The organism is Hymenobacter pini (assembly GCF_020421205.1).
GTDB lineage: Bacteria > Bacteroidota > Bacteroidia > Cytophagales > Hymenobacteraceae > Hymenobacter > Hymenobacter pini.
In genome coordinates, this window is the sequence record NZ_JAIZZH010000001.1 from 1,283,649 (window position 1) to 1,306,966 (window position 23,318).

Sequence of the window (23,318 nt, forward strand, 5' to 3'; positions counted from 1 at the left end):
TGAGCGGCCGGGCTTTTGTGTGTTGGTTGAGCAGCATAATGAGCCTTAAGGCATGGTAAAGGCCATGTCGAAGCTGATGATGTTGGCGTGGAAATTCACGTTGCGCTGGTAATAAGCGTAGCGCACATCCAGGGATTTGAATTTAGCCACCTTACGGCCTCCCTGGGCGTCTTTGAACGGCGTTTTAAAGCGCGACAGGCCATAGACCGGCGAGTAGCGCAGCCCCAGCCCGTACTTGTTGGCGCTGAAGTTGGAGAGGTCGTAGTCGGAGGTGTAGTACTCATCCTGCAGCGTGTGCTGAGCGTAGGGCGCAAAGTATTTGGCCGCCGTTTGAGTGTGGTACCGGTAGAAGGGGTAGGCCACGAAGAAGGGCGTAATTTTCAGGGGCGTTTCCAGCTCCAGCGTATGCGCCTGAATGCCGAAGTTGTCGTTGTAGAAGCGGTAGAAGCCGCGCAGCTGCACAAAATCAGTAGCGTAGTAGCTCAGGCGCAGGCCCACGGGGTATTTGAAGCGCTGCTGGGGTAGCTGCTCCACTTTCGGCAGGGTTGTGTTCTGGAAATACACCCGGTGAAACGGTGTACTCAGCAGCCCGTGCTGGTATACCAGCTCGGTACTCACCGCCACCTGCAACCGCTGGCTGATTACCTGCGAATACACTAAGTTGAGGTTGTAGCTCTGCCGCTTATCGGTGGGCACCAGCATCTGGCCGGTACGCAGCTCTACGGGGTAAATCAGCTTGGCCTGGTCGATGAAAACCTGCCCGGCCACGCTCAGCTCCCGGTTGCCATCCTGCGAGGCCTTCGACCACGAGCCGGCCACATTCACCGAGAAATAGTCGTACTCCTTTGACACCCCGGCACCAAACCCCACGATGCGGTGCTTGGCCTTATTTTCCCGCGAATAGCCCAGGTCGGCGTGGTAGCGGGCATCGTGCGAAGACGGAGTAGAGAGGTAGTAGCCCTCCACGCCGTCAATCCGGTCAGTGGAGGCCGAGGCGTAAAAGTCGGCCCCGATATTGGCCGTGAGGCGGCTAACGGTATCCAGCGGAATGTTGAGGATGATGGTGGGCGTCACGTCGGTGAGGTACTCAGTGCCTTTGCCACCCTGCACGGCACCGTGCACGCCATCCTGCTGGTAGTAGCTGCCGAGAATATTTACCTCGGTTTCGCCGGGCGAGGCCGTGCTGACGTTGGTAGTGGTAGGAGTAGTGGGTATGCCCGAGCCGTCGATGCGGTTGGGCGTTACGCCGCCCTGGGCCAGCGCCAGGCCGGGCAGCAGCAAGCCGGCCACTAGCAGCCCGGTGCCCTGAGCAGCGCGAAGAGTAAAGGATATTTTCATACAGGAATGAGAGGAGAGTGTGGCTAATGCGCCCGAAACAGGGGCAATAACCGCCAGTGCATTAATTGCAGCCGCAGCCGCCGCCAACTTTGCCGCCGTTGGCACCGCCAGCGCCTTCACGGTAGCTCTCAAAATTGGTTTCGTACACTTCCACTCGCCGGTTGGCGAGCTTCATGTCCTCATCGTTCAGGTACATTTTCTGGTAGGCGGCCACCGATACGCAGCCCGTAAGGCTGGAAGCGGCAGCCAGCAAACCTGCCAGGCCCAGCAGGGGGCGGCACAGGCGCTTAAAAGTAGGAGAGCAGGTCACAGGCGAGGGGAGAAAAAGGGCGAAAAAAGGTCGGAAGCGGCGCTAGGGCCGCGTTGCGGGTACGGCAGGCACGGGGGCATTGTTGCGCAGGTAGCGCACCTGCATGTTCCTGGAAACCAGCGTGCGGTTGCCGTCGGTGATGAGCGTGCAGTCTACTCCTTTCAGCGTGTTGATGAAGGCTAAACCGTCGACGGGCCCTTTCACAAAGACGACCTCATCCAGACAATCGGCTAACTCCACATCGGGGCAGATGATGGTAACGGAGCGCAGGCCGGTAGCGGGTAAGCCGGTAGCGGGGTTGATGATGTGGCCGTACACCTTGCCGCCCGAGGTAAAATACTGCTCGTAGTTGCCGGCCGTTACCACGGCCACATCCGTCACCTGCACCCACGACGAGATACTGCCCGGGTGGTCCGGGTCGCCGATGGCCACGCGCCACAGCGAGCCATCGGCCTGCCGGCCCCAGCACAGGATGTCGCCTGAGCCGTTGAGCAGGCCGCCTTTGATGCCTAGCTTATCCAGCACCTGCCGGGCCCGCCGGATGCCGTAGCCCTGCAGCACCCCCGCCAGGTTCATACGCATGCCCTTTTCCTTGAGCATCACGGTGCGCTTAGCGGGGTCGAGCAGCACGTTGCGGTAGTTGATGCGGGCCACGGCGGCCTTCATCACCTCCGTCGAGGGCAGCGCGTGTTCCTGCCTATCGAACTTGTAAATCTTATCAGCCGAGGCAAAGGTGATATCAAAGGCCCCGCCGCTCAGCTCCGAGATGCGCAGGGTGCGCTGAATCAGGTCGAATACTTCCTGGTCCACCACTACCGGGCGCAGACCGGCGGCGCGGTTGATGCGGGTGATTTGGGAGGTAGAATCCCAGAACGACATGAGCCGGTCGATGCGGCGGGTTTCGGCAATGGCGGCGTTGAGGGAGTTCCAGCCCAGCGTATCGTTGTCGGCCACCACCGTGTAGGTGAAGTGGGAACCCATCAGGTGGGCTTCCTTAACGAAATTGCGCGGGTGACCCAGCCCGGCCAAAGTGGTGAGGGGCAGTAGCAGCGAGAATAACAGAAACAGGCGCAGCATAGCAACGGAGCGAAAAAACCGGTGCCTCCGCACGAGGGAAGCACCGGCAGACGCGGTAAGGTAGGTTACTTCTGGGCCAGCAGGGTGTTCAGGTAGTTGGTGTAGGCCGTGGCCCCGCCTGCCCGGTAGCCGGTTTTGGCCAGCACCGTGCCATCGGGCGAGAGGAGTACCACCAACGGAAACGAGCCTTCCTTGTTCAGCTTGGCAGCCGCCTGCTCGTTTTGCTTGGTTTGCTCGGCGGGCAGCTTGTTTTTCTTGCTACGGGGAAAATCGAAGCGGGCCAGCACCAATTTGTCCTGGGCGTAGCGGGTGAATTCCGGCTTATCAAACACCTCCTGCTTGAGCATGATGCAGGGTTTACACCAGTCGGAGCCCGAGAAAACGGCCAGTACGGGGCGGTTAGTGGCTTTGGCCTGCTGCAAGGCTGCATCAAGCGTGGCGTTCCAGGTAACCGGGGCGGCCGTGGCAGCAGTGGCCGGAGCCTGCGCCCGGGCGGCCGGGGCGGTTGCGGTCAGAGATAAGGAAAGTGCGGCAAGAAAGAGGGGAGTGCGCATCGGAGAGAAATTGTAGAGAGACAAAAAATTCTGAACCGTGTACGTGGCAACCACCGTGCCGGTAAAACGGAAAAACGCGGAGCGGCTTTTCTGTAAAAGCTACCCCGCGTTCTTTACTCCAATCACCGGTTCAAACGTACGCGCCGTTGCATGAACACCGGGTGAAGAAATGGACTATCCGAAAAAATAGTTTGCGCCCGCACACCAACTGAGCGTCAGACAGGCTTTAAGGCCACCCAGCCCGTCCGCCCATCGGCCTGCCGAACCAGGCGGTAGCCGCCATATTCACCCAGCACCGACACCGTAGTAAGGGCCGGGAGTGAGGCAATGGCCGGAGCACCCGGCAGCGGGAACGACTGCAATTCGGCTACTGCCGCAACATTCTCTTTGCGCAGCGGAGCGGCTGTTAGGACCGCCTTGGCGGGCACATACCCGGTACGGCCAGCCGGCAGTTGCACCCGCAGCCACTCAGCGGAAGCCCCCAGCACCAGCAGTGGCGTGGTGCGGGTAGCCGCGGCGGCCACTGCGGCCGATGTAGCCGGCATCAGTCGCAGATTGAGCTTAGCCTCGCGCGCCCGCACCCACTGGCCCAGCCGGGCAAACTGGGTTTTGGGCGCAGTCGGCAGCACATCGGCGCGGCGTACAAAGGGGTAGGGGTCCACGGCGCCGTTGCGGTACACGCCAAAATGCAGGTGAGGAGGCGTTGTTTTGGCGTTGCCGGTGTTGCCTACCAGGCCCAGTACGTCACCGGGCTGCACCTGCTGGCCCGGTTGCACCAGTTGCTTGTCCAGGTGGGCGTAGTAGAGGTGCTGGCCGTGGTCGGTATCGGCCAGCCATACTACCCGGCCGCCCCGGGGCGTCTCGTTTACGCGGGTGATGTAGCCACTGGCTGCCGCCACTACGGGTGTGCCGCGCTGGGCGAAGATGTCAATGCCTTCGTGGCGGCGGGTTCCCCCGTCGCGCTCCATGCCCCAGAAGGAGCCCACAGCCACATCATTCTTGCCCCGCACCGGAAAGCCCAGGCTGGGCTCCCGTTGAATGCGCAGGGTGTAACGACCCCCGCGCAATAGTTCAGGCTGCACCCGCAGCAGGTGCTGGCGGTCGGCATCGGCTACGTAGCGGAAGCTCAGGTCGGCGGTATCGGCGGAGGCCAGGGGGCGAGGCGTTTTCTGGTCAGGGCTCAGCTCGAAGGCATCCACAAATACTTTAGGAGCTTGCGTGCCGGGAGCCAGCGTGAGGCTGATGCGGATGGCCTCGCCCTGCCGCACCTGATAGCGCAGGCCGGTAGCCACGGCCCGGTCGGCGGGGAAAAACCCAACTTCCTGGAAAGGCAGCTTTACCACCAGCGAGTCGCGCAGGGCCTGGTCGGCGGCCCGGAGCCAGTCGCGGCCCAGGGCGGTTTCGGCTAGCCCCGCCTGCTTCAGCTTGTGGGCGTATGCCTCGTGGGGGGTGCGGGCCTGAAAGATTCCCTGCAGCGTCTGGCTTTGGCTGCAAGCAGTAAGAAATAGGACAAACAGAACGGCGGGCAGGGCCCGGAGTCGGTGCAACATTGAACGGGGTTGGATAAAGCGAAACGGGTAATTGGATAAACCCCAGCCGCCGCGGAGTAGTTCGGCTTCCGTCATTGCGAGGAGGCACGACGAAGCAATCCTTCCTTTTCAGGGTGATACGCCCTGTAATTCGAAAAGCCTATACCCTGTGGTGAAATCTGAAACCTATATGCGGCAACCACCTACCTCGATAAATACAGACGTCTGGGTTTTAGGAGTAGGTCAAGGATTAGGCCTCTGATAAGGAAGGATTGCTTCGTCGTGCCTCCTCGCAATGACAGGGCCGGTACTTTGCCTTTCGACTTTCTACCTTTGACTTCAAACTTCCCGCCCATGCTCTACCTCACCGAATGCCCCCGCGACGCCATGCAGGGCTGGCCCACGTTCATCCCTACCGCCGATAAAATCAACTACCTCAACGCCCTGCTGCGGGTGGGGTTCGATACCCTGGATTTCGGCTCCTTCGTGTCGCCGAAAGCCATTCCGCAGCTGGCCGACACAGCCGAGGTGCTGGACGGGCTCGATTTGAGCCAGTCGGGCACGCGGCTGCTGGCCATTGTGGCCAACCTGCGCGGGGCCGAAACTGCCGCTCAGCACCCGCAAATCCGGTTTATCGGCTTCCCGCTGTCGGTGTCCGAAACCTTCCAGCAGCGCAACACCAACAAAAGCATCGCCCAAGCCCTCGACGACGTGGCCCGCATGCAGGAACTGTGCGCCCGCACCGGGCAGGAGCAGGTGGTGTACCTGAGCATGGGCTTCGGCAACCCCTACGGCGACGCCTGGAGCCCCGCCGTGCTGGGCGAGTTCACCCAAAAGCTCGATGCCCTGGGCGTGGGCATCGTGGCGTTGTCGGATACCATTGGGGCCAGCACCCCGGCCACCATTGCCCCCGCCTTCCGGGAGCTGACGGCCGCTTACCCGCACATCCGCTTCGGGGCGCACCTGCACACCACGCCCACTACCTGGCGCGATAAGGTGCAGGCCGCCTACGAGGCCGGCTGCCGTCACTTCGACGGCGCGCTGGGCGGCTACGGCGGCTGCCCCATGGCGGCAGATGAGCTCACCGGTAACATGCCCACCGAACGGCTCCTAGACTTCGCCGCCGAGGTAGGTGTTGCGCCGGAGTTGAATCAGGAAGCCCTAGCGGAAGCACTGGCGTGGAATCAGCGCATATTTGCGGGGCATTAGCCGTATTTTGCCGCCTGTCATTCCGAACGAAGTGAGGAATCTGGATTAGCCATTGGATGAGTAACCCAGGTTCCTCGCTCTGCTTGGAATGACAGTACCTACCTTACCTGACCACACCATGCCAGCCCCTCAAGTCGACCTGTTCATTCCCTGCTTTGTTGACCAGCTTTTCCCGCACACGGCCCTGAATATGGTGAAGGTGCTGGAGGCGGTGGGCTGTCAGGTGCACTACAACGCCAACCAGACCTGTTGTGGCCAGCCTGCCTACAACGCCGGCTACAAGGAGCAGAGCTGCGAGGTGGCCCGCAAGTTTCTCAATGACTTCCCAACCGAGCAGGAACACTACATCGTGAGTCCCTCGGCCTCCTGCATTGGTATGGTGCGCAACACCTACGCCGATTTATTTGAGGGTACGCCCGACTCGGGCCGCTACCACGGGGTGCAGCGGCGGGCGTTTGAGCTGACGGAGTTTCTGGTGGACGTGCTGGGCGTGAAGTCGATTCCGCAGGCCCAGCTCAGCGGCAAATACACCTACCACGACTCCTGCTCAGCCCTGCGCGAGTGCGGCATCCGGGAAGCCCCGCGCCAGCTGCTGGACGCAGTGCCGGGCCTGGAGCGGCTGGAAATGGCCGAAACCGAAACCTGCTGCGGCTTCGGTGGCACCTTCGCCGTGAAGTTCGAGGCTATTTCGGTAGCCATGGCCGAACAGAAAGTGGAGCATGCCCTGGCCACCGGTGCCGACTACCTCATCAGCACCGACACGAGCTGCCTCATGCACCTCGACGCCTACATCCGTCGCGAGAAGAAGCCCATCAAAACTTTGCACGTAGCGGATGTACTGGCTAGTGGTTGGTAAGTTGTGGCAACGAGCTTTATAGAGTTTCGAAACTTCGGATTTTGGTGCGAAGACAGCTTACTGGAAACGTGGCTTTCGTATTTTCTTCAACAAATTGATGAAGCCGATAGCACTGACGACTGGTTGCTGCAACTCAAGCAACAGTGGCAGTTCCAGGCAACAGCAGGGCTTGTAGGATGTATTGATCTTGAGTTAGACGATTTCGCTGATAGTCAGGAACACATATTCGTATTGCTAAAACTGGCAGCGCAAACTCATCGAGTGTTAATTGCCAGCGGGGGATTACTTACAGCGGAAATTCTTAATAATCGTCGTTATAAAGCTGCTGGCGTAATTTGGACGGAATCAGTTGCTAGCACCTATTTTCTTAAAGTTGGTCAATTATTCAGCCAACTGTTAGAAGGTACACTTCAAACTAAGGTCGATAGTCCATTAGACTACTTAGAGCCTCAAAAATGGGCTGGTATTCACAATTAGACAAAGGCCCCGTCTTGAATAAAGACGGGGCCTTTGGTTAGCGAGGATAGGCAATTAAATGTCTACACCAACTTCCCAACTCGTTCCTTGAGCCCCTCAGAGCCCTCCACCAAAGGCAGGCGCACCGCGTCGTCGCAGATACCTTGGGCGGCCAGGGCGGCTTTCACGCCCACAGGATTGCTTTCCTCATACATCAGCGGGTTCAGTTCTACGAAGCTGAACAGCAGGCGGCTGGCTTCTTGGAAGTCGCCGGCCAGGGCGGCGCGGGTCATGTCGGAGAAGCGGCGAGGGAAGGCGTTGGCCAGCACCGAAATGATGCCCACGCCCCCGAAGCTGATGAGGGAAGTGGTCATCATGTCGTCGCCGGAAATGAGCAGGAAATCGTCGGGTTTGGCGGCGGCAATGGCAATGCACTGCTCCAGGTTGCCGCTGGCCTCCTTAATGCCGATGATGTTGGGGTGCTTGGCCAGCTCCAGGGTGGTAGCGGCGGTGAGGTTGGAGCTGGTGCGGCCGGGTACGTTATATAGCAGCACCGGCACCGGCGAGGCATCAGCCAGACGCTGGTAATGCGCAATAATGCCGCGCTGGCTGGGCTTGTTGTAGTGGGGAGAGGCCGAGAGCAGGGCCGCAATGCCCGAGAGGTCGGTGTTGCGGATGGTGCGTTCCACGGCGGCCGTATCGTTGCCGCCGATGCCGTACACCAGCGGCACGCGGCCGGCTACATGCTCCTTGGCCACGCGCAGAATTTCGGCCTTTTCCTCGGTGGTGAGGGTCGGCGACTCGGCCGTGGTGCCGTTAATAACGAGGTATTCCACCCCGCCGTCGATGGTGAAATCTAGCAGCCGACGCAGGGCCGCGTAGTCCACGGCGCGGTCGGGGGTGGGAGTGAAGGGAGTGACGAGGGCGACGCCGGTACCACGAAGGTTGTCCATGCGGAAAATTAGCGGTTGATTTGTAGAGGGAAGTCCTGCGGCGAAGATACAATGCCCTTGCCCAAGGTCGGCCTATCATCCTTAAAAGTACGGTCCAAAGCTCCTGAGGCCGCGTTATTCCTTTTCATGAACTTCCCAAAGTACCCCGTGCTGGCCGCCGCGCTGGCAACTTTAGGCGCCCTCAGCGCCTGCAACGATGCTAAAAACGCCACCGCCGCCGAAACTTCGGCCGTAGCCAACAAAGCGCAGGATGCGGCCGACTCGGCCAGCACCGCCGCCACGCCCACGGCCGGCAATGCCTCGGCCGCCAGCACCAGCGCCGGCTCACCGGCTACCATCCCCGCCGGCCAGCGCGCCGATGCAGCTACCATTCTGGCCCGCCCGCAGGTGCCGATTTTGTGCTACCACCAAATTCGGGACTGGCGCGCCAAGGACTCGCGTGGGGCAAAGGATTACATCGTGCCCGTGGAGCAGTTCAAGGCCCAGATCAAAATGCTGGCCGACTCGGGCTACCACACCATCCTGCCCGACCAGCTGTACGCCTACCTCACCACCGGTGCGGCCCTGCCCAGCAAGCCCATCATGCTGACCTTCGACGACACCGACCTCGACCAGTTTACCGTGGCCAAGCCCACCCTTGATAAGTATGGCTACAAAGCCGTGTACTTCATCATGACGGTGAGCTTGGGCCGCCCGCACTACATGAGCAAGGCACAGGTGAAGCAGCTTTCGGATGAAGGCAACGTCATCGGCTCGCACACCTGGGACCACCACAATGTGAAGAAGTACGAGGGTAAGGACTGGGTTACCCAGATTGAGGAGCCTACCAAAAAGCTCGAAGAAATTACCGGCAAGAAAATCAACTACTTCGCTTACCCCTTCGGTTTGTGGCGTCCCGAGTCCATCCCCGAGCTGAAGAAGCGCGGTATGGATGCGGCCTTCATCCTGGCTGAGAAGCGCGACCAGCAGGATCCGCTCTACACCATCCGCCGCATTATTGCCAGCGGCTACTGGAGCCCCCGCACCCTGCACAACAGCATCGTGCAGAGCTTCTAGCCAAATGACAACCAGCCCCACCAGTCGGCGGCGGTACTTGCACCGTGACCATCTGGTGTATGGCCTAGTGGCCGCGGTGGTGGGGGGAGCTGGTTTAGGCTACAGCGTGTTGCATGCTGATTTCTCCCAGCCTGAATGGTATTTCGGGCTGGGAGTTTTTGCGTTGAGCGTGCTGGGTGGTAGCGGGCTGCTGTGGCTGGCGTACCGCTACAGGTTCGAGCCAGCTATTCAGGTTGCCCAGGCGCAGTATCGGCCTAGCATAGCCATCGAAACGGACGGGCTGCGGCGCGTCCGGCGCTACCCGTTTCGGGCCGCCAGCATCCATGCAACTCCCTGGATTCCGGCTAATGCTATTGTGGAAGTAGGTGTCGGGCTGTCGGGGCCGATAGTGGTGCTGAACGCCCGAGAGGTGATTTTTTTGCAGGCTGAGCAAAAGGAGGAGCTGCTGGCATTTGCCGCACGTCACCAGATTCCCGAGTGGCAGCGGCTCGATATCTGGGCGTTGATTGCCAGCCCTTACGCCGATACCGAAACCACGTCCGCCGAAAAGGAGGCCACCCTGCAACTACTGGAGCAGCAAGGCGTGAGCCGGGAGGAAGTAGCCAACGTTCAGCATACAATTGGCTGGCAGTTGCTCTTAACTACCTACCACTCGCTGGAATGGATTGGTTACGACCATTTCGACGTGCTCAGCCGGTGCGTTGTGCTGAAACGGAAGCAGTTTTATTGGTATACAATGGATATTGCGTTGCGAAACCTCCCACCGTACTTGCCCGCGCCGGCCCAGCAAGCTTAGCCTGAATAAACACTGAGCGTTCCGTATAGCTTCTCCTACTTCTAGAGTACAGAAAAGCCTCATCCCTGAATCAAGACATGAGGCTTTTCTGTACTCTAGAAGGCATGTATTATTTCTTGACCCCTTCCTTCGCCAAGGTTTCATAAGCACCGGCATTCAGCACTTTCTTGAAACCTTTGTCCTGCATTACCAAACCAGCTTGGTTGCTGCGGTTGCCGGAGCGGCAGTACAGTACGTACACTTTGTTGGGGTCGAGCGACGCGAGGCGGGAGGCAAAATCAGGGGAGTTGAAGTTGAGGTTTTCGGCCCCGACAAGGTGGCCGGCGGCGAATTCCTCCGGAGTACGTACGTCGAGCAGTACCGTGCCGGGTTGCTGGAGCAGAACCTTGGCTTCCTGGGGCGGAATTTTGGTAACGGCCGGTGCGGCAACGACGGCCGTTTCACCCCGAAGTGCGACATTCTTGGGGAGAGGAGAAGCCAGCTTGGCATCTTGAACCACATTGGTTTGCGCCATTGCGCTCAGTGAGGCCACAGCAAAAGCGAGGGTAAGCGAATAGCGGAGCATAGGATAGATGGATTGATGGAAGAAACTGGTTGAAAGACGAGCGCTCAGCGGAAAGCGTTGCCTGCCGGAAAGAATGGTTTTCCCACGGCAGCACACAGAATTGAGCGTTGAATTCAACCGGCAGTCATGCAGACACTCTGCTGCGCCTGCGCACGACTGCCGGTTGAACTCAACGCCCACTTATTGCCTGTTTAGAATAGGCTGGTTTGCTGACCTGCATCAGCTTTGGGCTGGGGAGCCGGAGCGGCTGCTTCCTGCTGTTCCTCCGGGGGTTCGGCCTCGTCGGTGGCGGTGGGGAGCATGGCCAAGAGGTCCGTTTCACTGATGATGGGCACGTTGAGCGAGGTGGCTTTTTCCCGCTTGGCGGGACCCATTTTGTCGCCGGCCACCAGGTAGCTGAGCTTCTTGCTGATGCTGCCCGTAATTTTGCCGCCGTGCTGCTCAATCAGGTGCTGCAGCTCCTCGCGGCTGTGCTGCTCAAATACTCCTGATAGCACAAACGTCAGGCCCGCTAGCCGGTCACTGTGGGGCTGCGGGGCCTCGCCCGTGAGGGCCAGTTGCAAACCCGCCGCCCGCAGCCGGTCCACCATGTCCCGGTTTTCGGGCTCCTGAAACCACGCCGCCGCCGACTCTGCAATAACCCCGCCCACCTCGGGCACGGCCGCCAGCTCGGTGGCAGTGGCTGCTTCCAGCGTCTCTATGGTGCGGTAGTGATTCACCAGTTTCTCAGCCACGGTTTCGCCCACGTACCGGATTCCCAGCCCGAACAGTACCCGGTCGAAGGGAACCTGCTTGCTGGCTTCGAGGCCGGCCAATAGCCGCTGCACCGATTTTTCGCCCATGCGGTCCAGCTGGGCCAGCTCGGCGGCTTTGGCCGGGAGGTCGTAGAGCGACGCCGCGTCCGTCACCAAACCCAGGTCGAAGAAGCGCCCTACGGTTTCGGCACCTAGTCCGTCAATGTTCAGGGCCTTGCGCGACACGAAGTGCTCCAATTTGGCTTTGCGCTGGGGCGGGCAGCCCCGGTCGTTGGGGCAGCGGAAGTGGGCCTCACCTTCCGGCCGAATCAGTGGGGTGCCGCAGGCCGGGCACTGGGTGGGGTAGATGATGGGCTGGCTGTCGGCGGGGCGGGCAGCCACGTCGACCCCCGTAATCTTGGGAATGATTTCGCCGCCTTTCTCCACGAACACCATGTCGCCGAGGCGCAAGTCGAGGGCGGCAATCTGGTTGGCGTTGTGCACCGAGGCGCGCTTCACCACGGTGCCGGCCAGCGGCACAGGGTTGAGCAGGGCCACCGGCGTAACGGCTCCGGTGCGGCCCACCTGGTACTGAATGGCCTGCAGCCGGGTGCGGCCGGCCTCGGCGGGGTACTTGTAGGCAATGGCCCAGCGCGGGCTCTTGGCCGTGAAGCCCAGCAGTTCCTGCTGGCGGAAATCATCTACTTTGATGACGATACCATCGGTGGCTACCGGCAACTCAAACCGCTTCTTGTCCCACTGATGCACGAAATCCAGCACTTCCTCAATAGTACCGCACAGCCGCCACGTATCCGAAACGGGCAGACCCCAGGCGCGCAGGGCTTCCAGCGAAGCGCTGTGCGTGGGGAACTGGTTGCGGCCGGGCATCAGGAAAGAGTAGGCGTAAAAGCGCAGCTTACGGGCGGCTACCAGAGCGGAGTCCTGCAGCTTGAGTGCGCCCGAGGCAGCGTTGCGCGGATTTGCCAGCAGGGCTTCACCGTTGGCCTCCCGCTCCTGGTTGAGCTCGGCAAATACCGGTAGAGGCATGAAAATCTCGCCGCGCACCTCAAACTCGGGGGGCTGGGGCGCGCCCTCGGGCCGCAGGTGCAGCGGCAGGTTCCGGATGGTGCGCACGTTGCTGGTTACCACGTCGCCGCGGGTACCGTCGCCGCGCGTGACACCCTGTGTGAGCTGGCCGTTCTGGTACGTCAGGCTCATGGCCACGCCGTCAAACTTCAGCTCGCACACGTAGGCCACATCGGCCCCTTCCAGGCCCCGGCGCACCCGCTCATCAAACTCGCGCAGGTCGGCTTCGGAATAGGTATTACCTAGGCTGAGCATGGGGTAGCGGTGCTCGGCCGTAGGAAACTGCTTGGTGATGGTGCCGCCCACGCGCTGAGTGGGGGAGTTGGGATGGGCTAGCTCGGGGTATTGCTTTTCCAGCTGGGCCAGCTCGGCCAGCATGTGGTCAAACTCCTGGTCGGAAACCTCCGAAATATCGCGCTGGTAATACTGGTAGTTGAGGTGGTGAAGCCGCTCGGTAAGGGCGGTAATCTGCTGCTGAATATCTGGCATGATAGGGCTGTTCGGGTGGTGAGCGGCGGGCGTTTCGTCAGTGGGGCACATGGCCAAAAGCCCATGGTGCAAGCTACGGCTTTCTGCCAAGCTCTAAAACAGAAAAACCCGTCAGTGGTAAAATCTGACGGGTTTTCGATGAATGCAATAAGGAAATTAAATGCCTATAACTGGCCCTGAATCAGCACCCCGTCAGCCTCAAAATTGAGCTGCTCCTGAGGCTTGGTAATGGCGGCAATTTCCTTTGCCGATTTGCCGGCATCCTTGGCGTAGTGCTGCTGGGCCGCTACCGATACCACTTCGCGCTGCGCTATGCCGTTGACTACCACGGTGCGGCCGGCAATGTCCTTGGGCACGAAGAAGGCATAGTCCTTGAATTTCACGCGCATCTTCTGGCCATCGGGCAGGGCCAGGGTCAGCCAGCAGCCTTTGGCCTGGCACACGGCGTCGGCTTTGCCTACCAGCGTGAGTGGGGCTGAAGAGCGGCTGCCCAGCAACTGCCGAACCTCACCCACCGGGCGGGCCTTAGCTGCAGCAAAGCTGGTGCCGTAGATGGTGCCGGGCGCCACGGTTTTGGCTTTTGCCTGGGCTGCCGTTTCGGCTTTGTTATCACAGGCCTCGGCTACTTTAATCGACTTTTTCTGGGCCGATACGCTTAGGGGTAGGCTCAGGGCCAGCGCGGCGGCCGGAATGCTCAGCGAAAGGAAAGAACGCATAACAGGCGACGAAAAGGATTGGTTGGAGGCCTGAATTTACGATTTTTTCACCTTGATTTTCTCTTTCACCTTGTGCTGGCCGTTGGTGGCCGTGCCGCTGTTGATGGCCGTCAGGAGCTGGGTTTGGCTCAGCTTGCCCTTCTTGTCATACAGCTCCGTTTTCACAATGCCTACCTCCGGCGAGTAGTACTGCACCAAGCGCGCTGCGTCGCGCATCACCATGTCGGCCCGCGCTACTGTAGCAGATTCCTGCTGGCCTTCTACTTTATAGCACTGAAACGTGCCAGCGGGCGTGGTTACGGCCTCCGTGCCGGTGATTTTGCGGTTTTGTACCAGGGCATTCACGGTGGCAATGTGTACCGCCGAGCTGCGCACATCCACCGAAACGCCTCCGCTGGGCAGGCTGCTACCTACGGTGGGCTGGTTGGGCCAAGCAATAGGCTGGGGCGAATACGTGAAGAGCCGTTCCCGGAAGGAGCGGAGGGCGTCGGGGGCCAGCAGCACCATACCATCGGTGAAAGTGGTATCCTGGCGGCAGCGGAATGTAAGGTCCTGTTGATGCTGCAGGCGGTTTTTGGCATCGTACAGGCCTTGTTTAAGCAGTACGGTGTTGGTCGTGACGGTTTTCTTTTTGTTCTGCTCCGAGCCCATACTCACCACGCGCTGCCGGATGCTGCCAGCGGGTTTGCCAGCGGCATCCTGCAGCTGGTACACGCGCTCCATATTATCGTGGAGGCCGAAAGGATTTGGGCATTCAGTTGTAGGGGCCTGGGCGGCTACAGCGGCTGGCAATAGGGTAGCCAGCGTAATCAGATATCGGCTCATGGGGTACTGTAAGTGGGTGGGAAACCAACCGTTGAGGCTGCATACGAAACCGGCTTCATTTGGATTTTGGCCTGATACCGGAACTGCTATACTGCCCTGTGGCAAAGGCCTTGCCAACTCAAGCGTGTAACTTGCCCCCGTGCCCGCCGTTTGTGCTAGCGGCAGTGCCCACACGTATTCGCTCACCCTTCTTTCTCCCAACCACGAACTATGCCTGACCAATCAACCTCCTGGGCCGATACGGCGGCCTCGTTACTCTCCAAGCTTTCAGGTGGCGTAGAGCTGGTCCTCAACTTTGAGCAGATGGAGCTACAAATGCCTAACCCCCAGAACCCGGCGGCTCCTACCACGTTCCGGCTGAATGGTAGCCTGCGCATCCGCACGCGCGGCGAAAACCAGCCCAATCAGCCCAGCAACTCCCTGCCGCCCGCCAACCCCTCCAGCCTTGGCTAACGGTATTGATATCGAGGCGCGGCTAGTTATTAGCTTCGATGGCGACGACATCCAGATAGCTGGCTCGGGCGGGTACCTGATTGTGAACCTGCCCAGCCAGCGCGTGCTGGACAAGCTCACCAGCGGTCCGCCCAAAGACCCTAACGCCCCGTCCGAGCCCCGCACCGGCCCCAAACTCGACCCGCTGCAGCAGTTGAACGACTTGGCCCACCAACTGGGCCTGGTGCTGGATCTGCGGGTGGGCGGCAAAACCTACGTCACCTTTGGAGTAGGGCGCTCGGCCAAGATTACCCTTAACGCCGTGCTGGGCAAAATTGGCTCTTTTTTCCGGTAGAGCTTCCGTCGAAAATAACTTTGAAAACAGGCCCGCAGCCCGAAAAATCGTACACCGGAGCTGAATGCTTTTCCGTATCTTGGTCAATGGCCTAGTCTGGCGTTTCCCTCGTTTGCAGCCGGAACTAAAGGTCAGGTAATTGGTTTGCTACTCCGTACGCAGTTCTCCTTCACCTCCATGAATTCCGACTTTGAACGCAGCAATACGGTAGGGGCCAACCACCCGGTTTCTTCCTTTCGGCGCCTGGAGCGCGTGCCGCTGTTGCTGATGATGCTGTACGTGGGGCTGGCGGGCATTTCGGCTCTTTTTCTGGTACTGATTGGGGCGTACGCCTACACCCGGCTGCACAACGGAGAGGGTAATGGCAGCGGTTATCCGCTGCCCCGCTTTTTCTCGCTGAGCACGGTGGTACTGCTAGTGAGCAGCTACGTGCTGGCACAAAGCAAGCGGCTCTATGCCCAAGACGATTTGCCGGCCCTGGCCCGTTGCCTGGGGGCTACGTTTCTGCTGAGCAGCATATTTGCCGGGCTGCAGTTTCAAGGTTGGCAGGAGATGCTGCAGCAGGGCTTCAACTTCACAGGCAAATCCAGCAGCACGTTTGTATACCTCATGTCCGGGTTGCACGTGGCGCACGTGCTGGGGGGCATGCTGTTTCTGCTGGTGCTGCTGGTGCGCACGCATCATGCCTCCCGCGACGCGGTGCGTAGCCTAGTGTTCATCCGCAACCCCTACCGCCGTCTGCAGCTGCGCATGATAACGCTGTACTGGCACTTTATTGATGCAGTTTGGATTGCACTGTTCGCGTCGTTTTTATTTCTGTATTGAACAGGCAGCACACAGCCTCGCAACGCTCATCGCACTAAAATCTGAGGCCTTGGCTTTTATAAATCGAATGCTTGGAGCGGGTAGGGGCTAGTTGGCAATTGTTACGGTGCCTTTATACTTCTTACCGTCCGTAAACTCAATCAGGTAGAAATATACGCCCGCGGGCTGGTGGCCGCCGTCCCAGCGGAATGCCCGGTTGTTGGTGCGGAATACCTGATTACCCCAGCGCGAGAAGATGAGGATATCGGCGAAGTTGGAGTCGCAAAAGTCCGGCGGCAGGTTGGCCTTGGCGTTGTCCAGTGTGAATACGTCGTTTTTGCCATCAACCTGATAGGGTGTGATGATGTTGGGCGGCAGAAATGGCTTGGGAGCGGGCGGCTCCACTTCAAACCGTACCGTGCGGGTGCGGGGCTGCGGCCGGCAGGTGTTTTCCTGCAACTGAAACGTGACCTCTAGCCCATTGCGCCGTACGGCCTCGCAATTGCTCACCCAGCGGAACGTGGCGTTGGCGGCCCCGATGCCGTTGCGCGGCGTAAACGTCATGCCGGCCGTGGCCAAGTCGAAGCCGTTGCCGGTGGCGCCCAATACCAAGGCATCCTGATCAATGTCGGTGCCCGCCAGCGTTGCCTCAAATACACCATCCAGCGGCCGGCGTATTACCGTAATGGAGTCGGCCGCCGTGGGGGCGGGGAAGGAGCTGGTGAGAGCCGGGGGCGTATTCTGGTAGTCAATCCGCACCGGAATAACTACCGTGCTAGCCTGCCGCTCGTTGCAGGGCGAGGCCGCAGCCGTAAAGTCAAACTCATACAAGGGCTTATCTACGGCCCGGCAATCAACGCGCCAGCTGAAGCGGCCGTTGAGCTGGCTGCCCGCGCCTTGCTGGGTAAGGTTGGCGCCCAGGCTGGCCGGCGCAAAGCCTCGTCCGGCCATGGTAAGCGTGAGTGGGTCGCCATCAGGGTCGGTGGCGGCCAGGTCAAACGTTATCAGGTCGCCCACCCGAGCCCGGATGGGTAGCGCCGCGGTGGTGGTGAGGGTTGGGTCACCGTTGGGGTTGGGCACGGAGGTGAAGGCCACCCGCACGGTGTCGCGCTTGGGCAGGCTGCAGCCATTATCGGCCACTATCACATCCAGCAGGTACACTTTGCCGCGAGTATTAAAGCACTCCGGAAAGCACAGGCGCGATACAACGGTATCGGGCACGCCGGGGGCGCGCACGTTACCCTGTTGCACGCTGAGAGAGGGCAACACGCCGCTAAAGTTCACCGGGCTCAGCGACAGAGTAAGGGCCGAAGCCTGGTCGGCATCGGTGAAGCGCAGGGTGACGCAGCGACTTGCACCCGGCGTGAGGCGCAGGGTGTCGCGGCCGGGCTGGTAGCTGCGGGTGGTGCCGGGCGCCTGCAGCAGCACTTTAGGCCGGGCGTTGGTAGGGCAGGTGATGACCTTGAGTTGAAAGTCGCGCCGTACTTCGCCCAGCCGCACGCCTTTGCGGTACTCGGTACACCGGATGGCAAATACAAACAGCCCCACCTGGGTGGGGCGCACTTCCAGCCGGCCGCTCTGCCGCCCAATCCGCAGGGTCGGGTTGCCCGGAATCTGGTTGGTTTCGCTCAGGCCCGGCAGCCAGGTAATGGGGGCGTAAGGAGCGGGGTCGGCGAAGCCAGGGTTGGGAAAGGCAGTGGTGGTGTGGCCGTTGAGGGGCGTTACGAGGTCATACACCAGGGAGTCACCGTCGGCATCCTGCCCCCCGAAGTTGTAGTAGAATAATTCGCCCCGGCAGGCATAGTCGCTGAGGGGCGGGAAAATGCGCGGGGTGGAGTTGCGCAGAACCCCGCCGTTGCGGGTGATGGGCGGAATTTCCAGGTAAAACGCCTGCGCGGCTCCGGCCGGATTCACAATATTGCTGATGCTATTGTTGCGGCAGCACCGCTCCACGGCCACGTAGTACCCGGCCGCGTTGGCGTACGACTGGGGCGCGAGAGTAATAGCGCGGGTGTACACAATGCGGCGCGTAACCAACTCGGAGTTGGCACAGGCCGGAATGGTGTAGCTTACCAGCGTGTTGCTGGTGAGCGGCAGCGCAACGTCCATTACCCGTCGGTTGGAGCCCTTCTCAAAAATGCTGGCTACCATTTGTGGGTCCAGGGCGCCCGGGTCGCCCTTTACGGCATCGAAGTACAGGTTGAGGGTAAGCTGATAGGAGTTGCCACTCAGGTACTGCAGGTCCAGCTCACCGCCCACAATGTGCGTGGCCCAGGCTGCCGGGGCCAACAAACAGCACAACAGTAGCAGAAGCAAAAAACGGCCGAAAAACGAGAAGCGAGGTAAAATTGACTTCATACACGCACAAAAAGCAAGCTCTCCGGTAAGGTACAACTACTCCGGCCAACTATCTGCATCCGGTGCCGGCGCCGTACAAGCATTTGCACCGTACCTTTCGCTTCCATCCTCTACCCACTTTCATATGCTCCTTCGTTACTATGCAGCGGCAGTTGCGGCGCTGGGCCTGAGCGTCCCGGCTCTGGCGCAGATTCCTGCCTATCAACCCGACCTCACGGACTTCAGCGGGGCTGCGGCTACGGCCTGCGCTCAGGCCCATACCGGTGCGGCCCGTCCGGCGTATGCCAGCCTCAGTCACCGTCAGAAAATGGCCCGCTACGATGTAAAATACTACAAGCTGGACCTGAACCTGACCAATACTACCCGGGATGTTAGCGGGGTGGTGACCATTAAAGGCTTGGCCGGCGCTGCCGGGCTCGATTCGCTGGCGTTTGAATTGTACACCTCGCACACCATCGACTCGGTGGTGGTGAATGGCCGCCGGAGTGCGGGCGTGCGCCGCGTGGGGCTGGGCGACGTAACCGTGGGGCTGACGCAGCCGGTGGCGGCCAACGCCCTGTTCAACGCCCTTATTTACTACCGGGGCACCGCGCCAAACGGCAACTCCGCCGCCATCGGGAATGCTCTGGACACCCGTGTTGTTTCCACTTACGGCGTAAGTACCACCTGGAGCCTCTCGGAGCCCTACAATGCCTACGAGTGGTGGCCCTGCAAGCAGGTGCTCACGGACAAAGCTGATTCTTCGGATGTCTGGGTTTCTACCGCGGCTTCCAATAAGGTAGGCTCCAACGGCATTCTGCAGCGCAGCACACCCCTGGCCGATGGCCGGGTGCGGTACGAATGGAAGTCACGCAACCCCATTGACTATTACTTGATTTCGGTGGCTGTGGCGCCCTATGTGGAATACGTGAACTACGCCCAGCCAGCCGGTGGGCCGCGCATTCCCATCGTCAATTACGTGTACAATCAGGCGGCCCTCAACACGTACCGCACGGAAATCGACCGGACTCCCGGCTTCATCGAAAATTACTCGGAGCTGGTGGGTTTGTACCCGTTTGCCAACGAGAAGTACGGCCACAGCATGGCCCCCATTGGCGGTGGTATGGAGCACCAGACCATGACCACGCAGGACGGCTTCACCTTCACCCTGACGGCCCATGAGCTGTTTCACCAGTGGTGCGGCGACAACGTGACGTGCGGGGCCTGGGAGGATATCTGGCTGAATGAGGGCTTTGCTTCCTACGGCGAGTACCTGTCGTTGAACCGGTTCAGCTCGGCCGCTGCCGCCCGCTCCTGGATGGACCAGGCCCATACCACGGCCATGAGCCAGCCCGGCGGCAGCGTATTCGTAACGGATACCAGCAGCGTCAGCCGCATCTTCAGTACCCGCCTCTCCTATAAAAAAGGTGCTTCGCTGGTGCACATGCTGCGCTACCTGCTCAACGATGATGTGAAGTTTTTCCGGGCTTTGCGCACCTACCAGAGCACGTATGGCGGCCGCACCGCCCGCACCCGCGACCTACAGCGCATTTTTGAGGCGGAAGCCAACCGCTCCCTGCAGTATTTCTTCGACCAGTGGTTCCGGGGCCAGGGCTACCCCACCTTTACGGTGCGCTGGAACCAAGCCAATGGGCTGGTATACATTCAGAACACTGAAATCACGTCTATGCCCACGGTAACGCCCTTCTTCAATACCGATGTGGATTACCGCCTGACCTTCACGGATGGCACTACCCGTACGCTGCGCCTCAACCAGTACCAGGCGGTAGTATCGGCCGCCGTGGCTGAGACGCGCCCCATCAGCAGCATCAGCGTCGACCCCGACCAATGGCTGCTGAACGGCACCGGGACCATCACCCGGGATACGGGCCTGATTACCGGTACCCGCTCCGGAGTGGCCCTGGCGGCGCTAACCGTATACCCCAACCCTTGCCGTGACCAGCTAAAACTGGCCGATTTCAGTGGGGGGCAGGCCACCGCTGAAGTACTGGACGCCACCGGACGCGTGGTGCTGCGGCAGCGGGTCACGGCAGCGTTTCCCGTGCTGCACACGGCGTCGCTGGCTCCCGGCCTGTACCAGCTGCGCCTCCTGACGCCGGAAGGCGTAGCGGCCCAGGCCCGCTTCGCCCGCGCCGAATAGCGGTAAGCTCCAAACAAAAGCCGCCGACTCTTGCAGTAAGAGCCGGCGGCTTTTGCTTATGGGCTGCCTGAAGGCCGATTTACAGCTTCCGGTATTTCGGAATCAACTGCTCGATTTCGGGAGTTGGCGCGGGCTGGTTAAACACGGCGTCAATCAACTCATCAAACGATGCTGCGGGGGTGAAGATGCTATCCGTGAACGGGTTGCTGAACAGCCGGATAAAGCCCGGCTGCCCATTAATGCGCACCAAGTCAACGGTAATGTTACCAAACAGCTGGTTGCAGCGGCCGGAACTGCTGCAGTCGTTGGGGCGGGGCTTCAGGAAGTACTTCTGCGTGGATTCCGAAAACGACTCGTGGCGGGTGGTGCGCTCATCGGCGGCTCCTAGGTGGTAACCCAGGCTCAGCACCCGGTCGCGCAGGTAATCGAAGAGGTGCTGAAAGTTGCCGGGTCCAATGCTGGGGTCATAAAGAAATACGGCCCCGTGGCGGTGCTCCTCCTTAATAAGCTGCACCCGAAAGGGCGCTCCGGGCAGCCCCGCTTTCTGGTAATGATAAGCCTTGAAAAACGGGGCCATCCAGTTCCGGAAAACCTGCTGCTCCAGCCACTGCTGCCGCACCCGCTCGTGCGCCGGGCGGCGTTGCAAGGGCTGCCACTCCGCCGAAGCAGAAGCCGGGCCGGCCAAAAACCGTTTCAGAAAATTCAACAAGGGTAGGCAGGTGGGTTTGGAGAGAAACACGGCCCCGCGCAAATGGTTTAACTTGGAACCACGTCGGCACCGGGCCGTGGGGTAGTACCAAACAATGCGCCATATTCCGCCGAGCTGGCTAACTGCAACAAAAAAAGCCCCTTCCGTTCGGGAAGAGGCTTTTTGATGAGTGAGGCGGGTATTACTTAACCCGCGTCCAAGTTTGCGACTTGCCGATGAGCGAGAAGCCGATGTAGCCTTTCACCTCCATGGTGTTGGCGTTTTCCATTTTCATGTAGCAGGAGTACGTTTTGCCACTTTCGGGGTCGTAGATCTTGCCATCGTCCCACTTGTTGTCACTGTCGTACTCAAAGCCCTGCATGAACACCAGGCCCAGACGCGGACGGCTGCGCAGTTTGGGGTCAGGGTTCATCGAGTCGGTTTTGGGTTTGCCGGTTTTGGGGTCGTTGGGCACCGTCAGGGTCACAATCTTGCCGCACAGCTTGTTGCCGCACTTGTAGATTTCAAATGTAGCCTTTTTCTCCGCATTCGTCCACACGCCCAGCGGGGAGAGGGACTGGGCCGAGGCAGCGCCAATCAGACCCAAAAACAGGCCCAGGCAGAGGAACAGAAATTTTTTCATGGTGGTGGTGATGAAGTAAATGTGGGGTTTTCGGGAAAAAGATAGAGGAAAAGTTGGGAATGACGGCAATTCATAGCTCAACCATATCCTGCCGATGTAGAGGCAACTTTGGGGCCAGCCTGCGTGAATGGTAGATGCGCTGAAAAAAGTAGTTCTGTAAAGCCTTTGAAGATCAGGTAGATGAATAAAATATGGCGCAAAGGCCCTAAAAAAAGCCCTTTTTATTTTGAACCATCCCGAGGGCTTTTAACTTTACCTACCGTAGTGAGTGCTACAGCCCCCGCCAAGCAACCCTAAGGTGCTGGGAAGCGCGGCCCGGGTTATGTCGGATCTAAAGAAAGGAGGTACAAAATGTCTAGTAGTCCCAAACAAATCCTGCCAAGCCTGTCGAATGTAGTCCGCTTCACCGCCGGACGCGCGTAACAAGAGCTTCGCGCGGAACTCGCTCCTAACTGAGTAATTTCCCGCATTCTGGCAAGGTCTTACCTGATACGTAGATGGCGGGCCTGTACCCCAGGCCAACCGCTTGGTAAGATTTGAAGGATTAGATGCCCGGTCGCCCAGCACCCTCAACTTGGAGGTCTGCATAGGCAACCGGGCATCATTGCGTTTAGAGCAGTTACAATACCCGCCGCACCTGCATGAAGCGCCGCTCGTAATCAGAGCCCTCTACCTGGCTGATTTTAACGCCTGACTCGTGGCGGGCCGAGGAGGAGTGGATGAAGCGCAGCGGCTCGCCGGGCTGGCTGAGCACGATGCCGGCGTGGCCGGGCGTGGTGGAGGTTTGAGCCGTGCCCGTGAACACTACAATATCGCCGGGGCGGGCCTGCTGGCGGGGCACGGGCCGGCCAGTATCAATGAGTAGCGCCGTGGAATGCGGTACCGGTACTTTATAGCGGGCAAACACGTAGTTCACAAAGCCTGAGCAGTCGAAGCCGGTTTCGGGCGTGCTGCCAGCGTAGCAGTAGTTGGTGCCCAACTGGCGCATGGCAAAAGCCACAATGCTATCAGCACGGGGTGAGGCAGCGTTGCTGATGACGTAGGCCGTTTTGCGGGCCGGTAGCGGAGCCTGCGTTTCCGGATGGGTGGGAGAGGAGTGCAGGCGCGCGTAGCTAGCCCAGCCAAGCAGCCCAGCAACCAACCCTAGAAAAACCAGCCAGACAAGACGCATACGGGTACAATTCACAGTTGAGCTGCTCCCGTAACGGGCCGGCCCCGGCATAGGTTGGGTAAAACCTAAAGCTGATGATGAAGAAAGTACCATAGACACAATAGGGTGATGTAGGAGTATCGCGAGGAGGCATAATGGCAATTTTGCGGCCAGGGTTGCAGCCTTCCACGGTTTTCCC

At 59.9% G+C, this 23,318-nt stretch carries 23 protein-coding genes; 9 read left to right on the forward strand and 14 right to left on the reverse strand.

The features are described from left to right. Positions 1 to 45: 45 nt before the first annotated feature. The 5 genes from LF252_RS05380 to LF252_RS05400 all read right to left on the reverse strand — a co-directional run bounded on the left by LF252_RS05380 (position 46) and on the right by LF252_RS05400 (position 4,829). Positions 46 to 1,338: a DUF3570 domain-containing protein gene (locus tag LF252_RS05380; RefSeq protein ID WP_226268469.1), complete on the reverse strand. Its 1,293-nt coding sequence runs from the start codon at positions 1,336 to 1,338 to the stop codon at positions 46 to 48. Positions 1,339 to 1,399: 61 nt separating this feature from the next. Beyond that, positions 1,400 to 1,591 carry a DUF4266 domain-containing protein gene (locus LF252_RS05385; RefSeq protein ID WP_317197839.1) on the reverse strand — a complete coding sequence of 64 codons (192 nt, stop codon included), beginning with the start codon at positions 1,589 to 1,591 and terminating at the stop codon, positions 1,400 to 1,402. A 99-nt stretch (positions 1,592 to 1,690) separates the two neighbouring features. Further along, positions 1,691 to 2,725 (reverse strand): FAD:protein FMN transferase, encoded by a 1,035-nt coding sequence (locus LF252_RS05390; RefSeq protein ID WP_226268479.1) that lies wholly within the window; start codon positions 2,723 to 2,725, stop codon positions 1,691 to 1,693. A 65-nt stretch (positions 2,726 to 2,790) separates the two neighbouring features. Next, positions 2,791 to 3,279, reverse strand: a complete 489-nt coding sequence (locus LF252_RS05395) for a thioredoxin family protein (RefSeq protein ID WP_226268481.1) — start codon at positions 3,277 to 3,279, stop codon at positions 2,791 to 2,793. Between the two features lie 215 nt (positions 3,280 to 3,494). Next, positions 3,495 to 4,829, reverse strand: coding sequence for a M23 family metallopeptidase (locus LF252_RS05400; RefSeq protein ID WP_226268483.1), 1,335 nt, complete (start codon positions 4,827 to 4,829; stop codon positions 3,495 to 3,497). 333 nt (positions 4,830 to 5,162) lie between these two features. Between LF252_RS05400 and LF252_RS05410 the strand changes: the two genes are divergently transcribed. From LF252_RS05410 to LF252_RS05420, 3 genes are all read left to right on the forward strand, one after another. After that, positions 5,163 to 6,017, forward strand: coding sequence for a hydroxymethylglutaryl-CoA lyase (locus LF252_RS05410; RefSeq protein WP_226268485.1), 855 nt, complete (start codon positions 5,163 to 5,165; stop codon positions 6,015 to 6,017). Between the two features lie 118 nt (positions 6,018 to 6,135). Further along, positions 6,136 to 6,873: a (Fe-S)-binding protein gene (locus tag LF252_RS05415; protein WP_226268487.1), complete on the forward strand. Its 738-nt coding sequence runs from the start codon at positions 6,136 to 6,138 to the stop codon at positions 6,871 to 6,873. Positions 6,874 to 6,876: 3 nt separating this feature from the next. Then, a complete protein-coding gene (locus tag LF252_RS05420) occupies positions 6,877 to 7,350 on the forward strand; it encodes a hypothetical protein (RefSeq protein ID WP_226268498.1) in 474 nt (157 codons plus the stop codon). Positions 7,351 to 7,412: 62 nt separating this feature from the next. On the opposite strand, the gene dapA is transcribed toward LF252_RS05420, so the two are convergent. Then, on the reverse strand, positions 7,413 to 8,282 hold the full coding sequence (gene dapA, locus LF252_RS05425; protein ID WP_226268500.1) for a 4-hydroxy-tetrahydrodipicolinate synthase: 870 nt from the start codon (positions 8,280 to 8,282) through the stop codon (positions 7,413 to 7,415). Positions 8,283 to 8,408: 126 nt separating this feature from the next. Here dapA and LF252_RS05430 point away from each other — a divergent pair, with 126 nt between their 5' ends. Next, on the forward strand, positions 8,409 to 9,338 hold the full coding sequence (locus LF252_RS05430) for a polysaccharide deacetylase family protein (RefSeq protein ID WP_226268502.1): 930 nt from the start codon (positions 8,409 to 8,411) through the stop codon (positions 9,336 to 9,338). A 4-nt stretch (positions 9,339 to 9,342) separates the two neighbouring features. Then, the gene (locus LF252_RS05435; RefSeq protein ID WP_226268504.1) at positions 9,343 to 10,134 is read left to right on the forward strand and encodes a hypothetical protein; all 792 of its coding nucleotides are present in this window, start codon (positions 9,343 to 9,345) and stop codon (positions 10,132 to 10,134) included. 109 nt (positions 10,135 to 10,243) lie between these two features. Here LF252_RS05435 and LF252_RS05440 read toward each other — a convergent pair whose 3' ends face one another. The 4 genes from LF252_RS05440 to LF252_RS05455 all read right to left on the reverse strand — a co-directional run bounded on the left by LF252_RS05440 (position 10,244) and on the right by LF252_RS05455 (position 14,549). After that, positions 10,244 to 10,699: a rhodanese-like domain-containing protein gene (locus LF252_RS05440; protein ID WP_226268506.1), complete on the reverse strand. Its 456-nt coding sequence runs from the start codon at positions 10,697 to 10,699 to the stop codon at positions 10,244 to 10,246. 191 nt (positions 10,700 to 10,890) lie between these two features. Next, positions 10,891 to 13,059, reverse strand: coding sequence for an NAD-dependent DNA ligase LigA (ligA, locus tag LF252_RS05445; RefSeq protein WP_394370394.1), 2,169 nt, complete (start codon positions 13,057 to 13,059; stop codon positions 10,891 to 10,893). 113 nt (positions 13,060 to 13,172) lie between these two features. Next, positions 13,173 to 13,724 carry a DUF4920 domain-containing protein gene (locus LF252_RS05450; protein ID WP_226268508.1) on the reverse strand — a complete coding sequence of 184 codons (552 nt, stop codon included), beginning with the start codon at positions 13,722 to 13,724 and terminating at the stop codon, positions 13,173 to 13,175. A gap of 36 nt (positions 13,725 to 13,760) precedes the next feature. Further along, positions 13,761 to 14,549 (reverse strand): TapB family protein, encoded by a 789-nt coding sequence (locus LF252_RS05455; protein ID WP_226268510.1) that lies wholly within the window; start codon positions 14,547 to 14,549, stop codon positions 13,761 to 13,763. A 210-nt stretch (positions 14,550 to 14,759) separates the two neighbouring features. Between LF252_RS05455 and LF252_RS05460 the strand changes: the two genes are divergently transcribed. The 3 genes from LF252_RS05460 (at position 14,760) to LF252_RS05470 (ending at position 16,161) form a co-directional block, all read left to right on the forward strand. Further along, complete coding sequence (locus tag LF252_RS05460; protein ID WP_226268512.1) at positions 14,760 to 15,002, forward strand: hypothetical protein; 243 nt, start codon at positions 14,760 to 14,762, stop codon at positions 15,000 to 15,002. Next, on the forward strand, positions 14,995 to 15,336 hold the full coding sequence (locus LF252_RS05465) for a hypothetical protein (protein ID WP_226268514.1): 342 nt from the start codon (positions 14,995 to 14,997) through the stop codon (positions 15,334 to 15,336). Before LF252_RS05460 ends, LF252_RS05465 begins: the two co-directional genes overlap by 8 nt. Before the next feature lie 177 nt (positions 15,337 to 15,513). Continuing rightward, a complete protein-coding gene (locus LF252_RS05470; protein ID WP_226268516.1) occupies positions 15,514 to 16,161 on the forward strand; it encodes a cytochrome c oxidase subunit 3 in 648 nt (215 codons plus the stop codon). A gap of 87 nt (positions 16,162 to 16,248) precedes the next feature. Here the strand turns inward: LF252_RS05470 and LF252_RS05475 are convergent, their stop codons facing one another. Next, positions 16,249 to 18,498, reverse strand: coding sequence for a T9SS type B sorting domain-containing protein (locus tag LF252_RS05475; RefSeq protein ID WP_226268517.1), 2,250 nt, complete (start codon positions 18,496 to 18,498; stop codon positions 16,249 to 16,251). A gap of 124 nt (positions 18,499 to 18,622) precedes the next feature. Here LF252_RS05475 and LF252_RS05480 point away from each other — a divergent pair, with 124 nt between their 5' ends. Next, positions 18,623 to 20,638 (forward strand): M1 family aminopeptidase, encoded by a 2,016-nt coding sequence (locus LF252_RS05480; RefSeq protein ID WP_226268519.1) that lies wholly within the window; start codon positions 18,623 to 18,625, stop codon positions 20,636 to 20,638. 79 nt (positions 20,639 to 20,717) lie between these two features. Here the strand turns inward: LF252_RS05480 and LF252_RS05485 are convergent, their stop codons facing one another. From LF252_RS05485 to LF252_RS05495, 3 genes are all read right to left on the reverse strand, one after another. Next, complete coding sequence (locus tag LF252_RS05485) at positions 20,718 to 21,344, reverse strand: hypothetical protein (protein ID WP_226268522.1); 627 nt, start codon at positions 21,342 to 21,344, stop codon at positions 20,718 to 20,720. A 184-nt stretch (positions 21,345 to 21,528) separates the two neighbouring features. Next, on the reverse strand, positions 21,529 to 21,969 hold the full coding sequence (locus LF252_RS05490) for a DUF2147 domain-containing protein (RefSeq protein ID WP_226268524.1): 441 nt from the start codon (positions 21,967 to 21,969) through the stop codon (positions 21,529 to 21,531). Positions 21,970 to 22,588: 619 nt separating this feature from the next. Continuing rightward, on the reverse strand, positions 22,589 to 23,140 hold the full coding sequence (locus LF252_RS05495) for a C40 family peptidase (protein ID WP_226268526.1): 552 nt from the start codon (positions 23,138 to 23,140) through the stop codon (positions 22,589 to 22,591). Positions 23,141 to 23,318 lie beyond the last annotated feature (178 nt).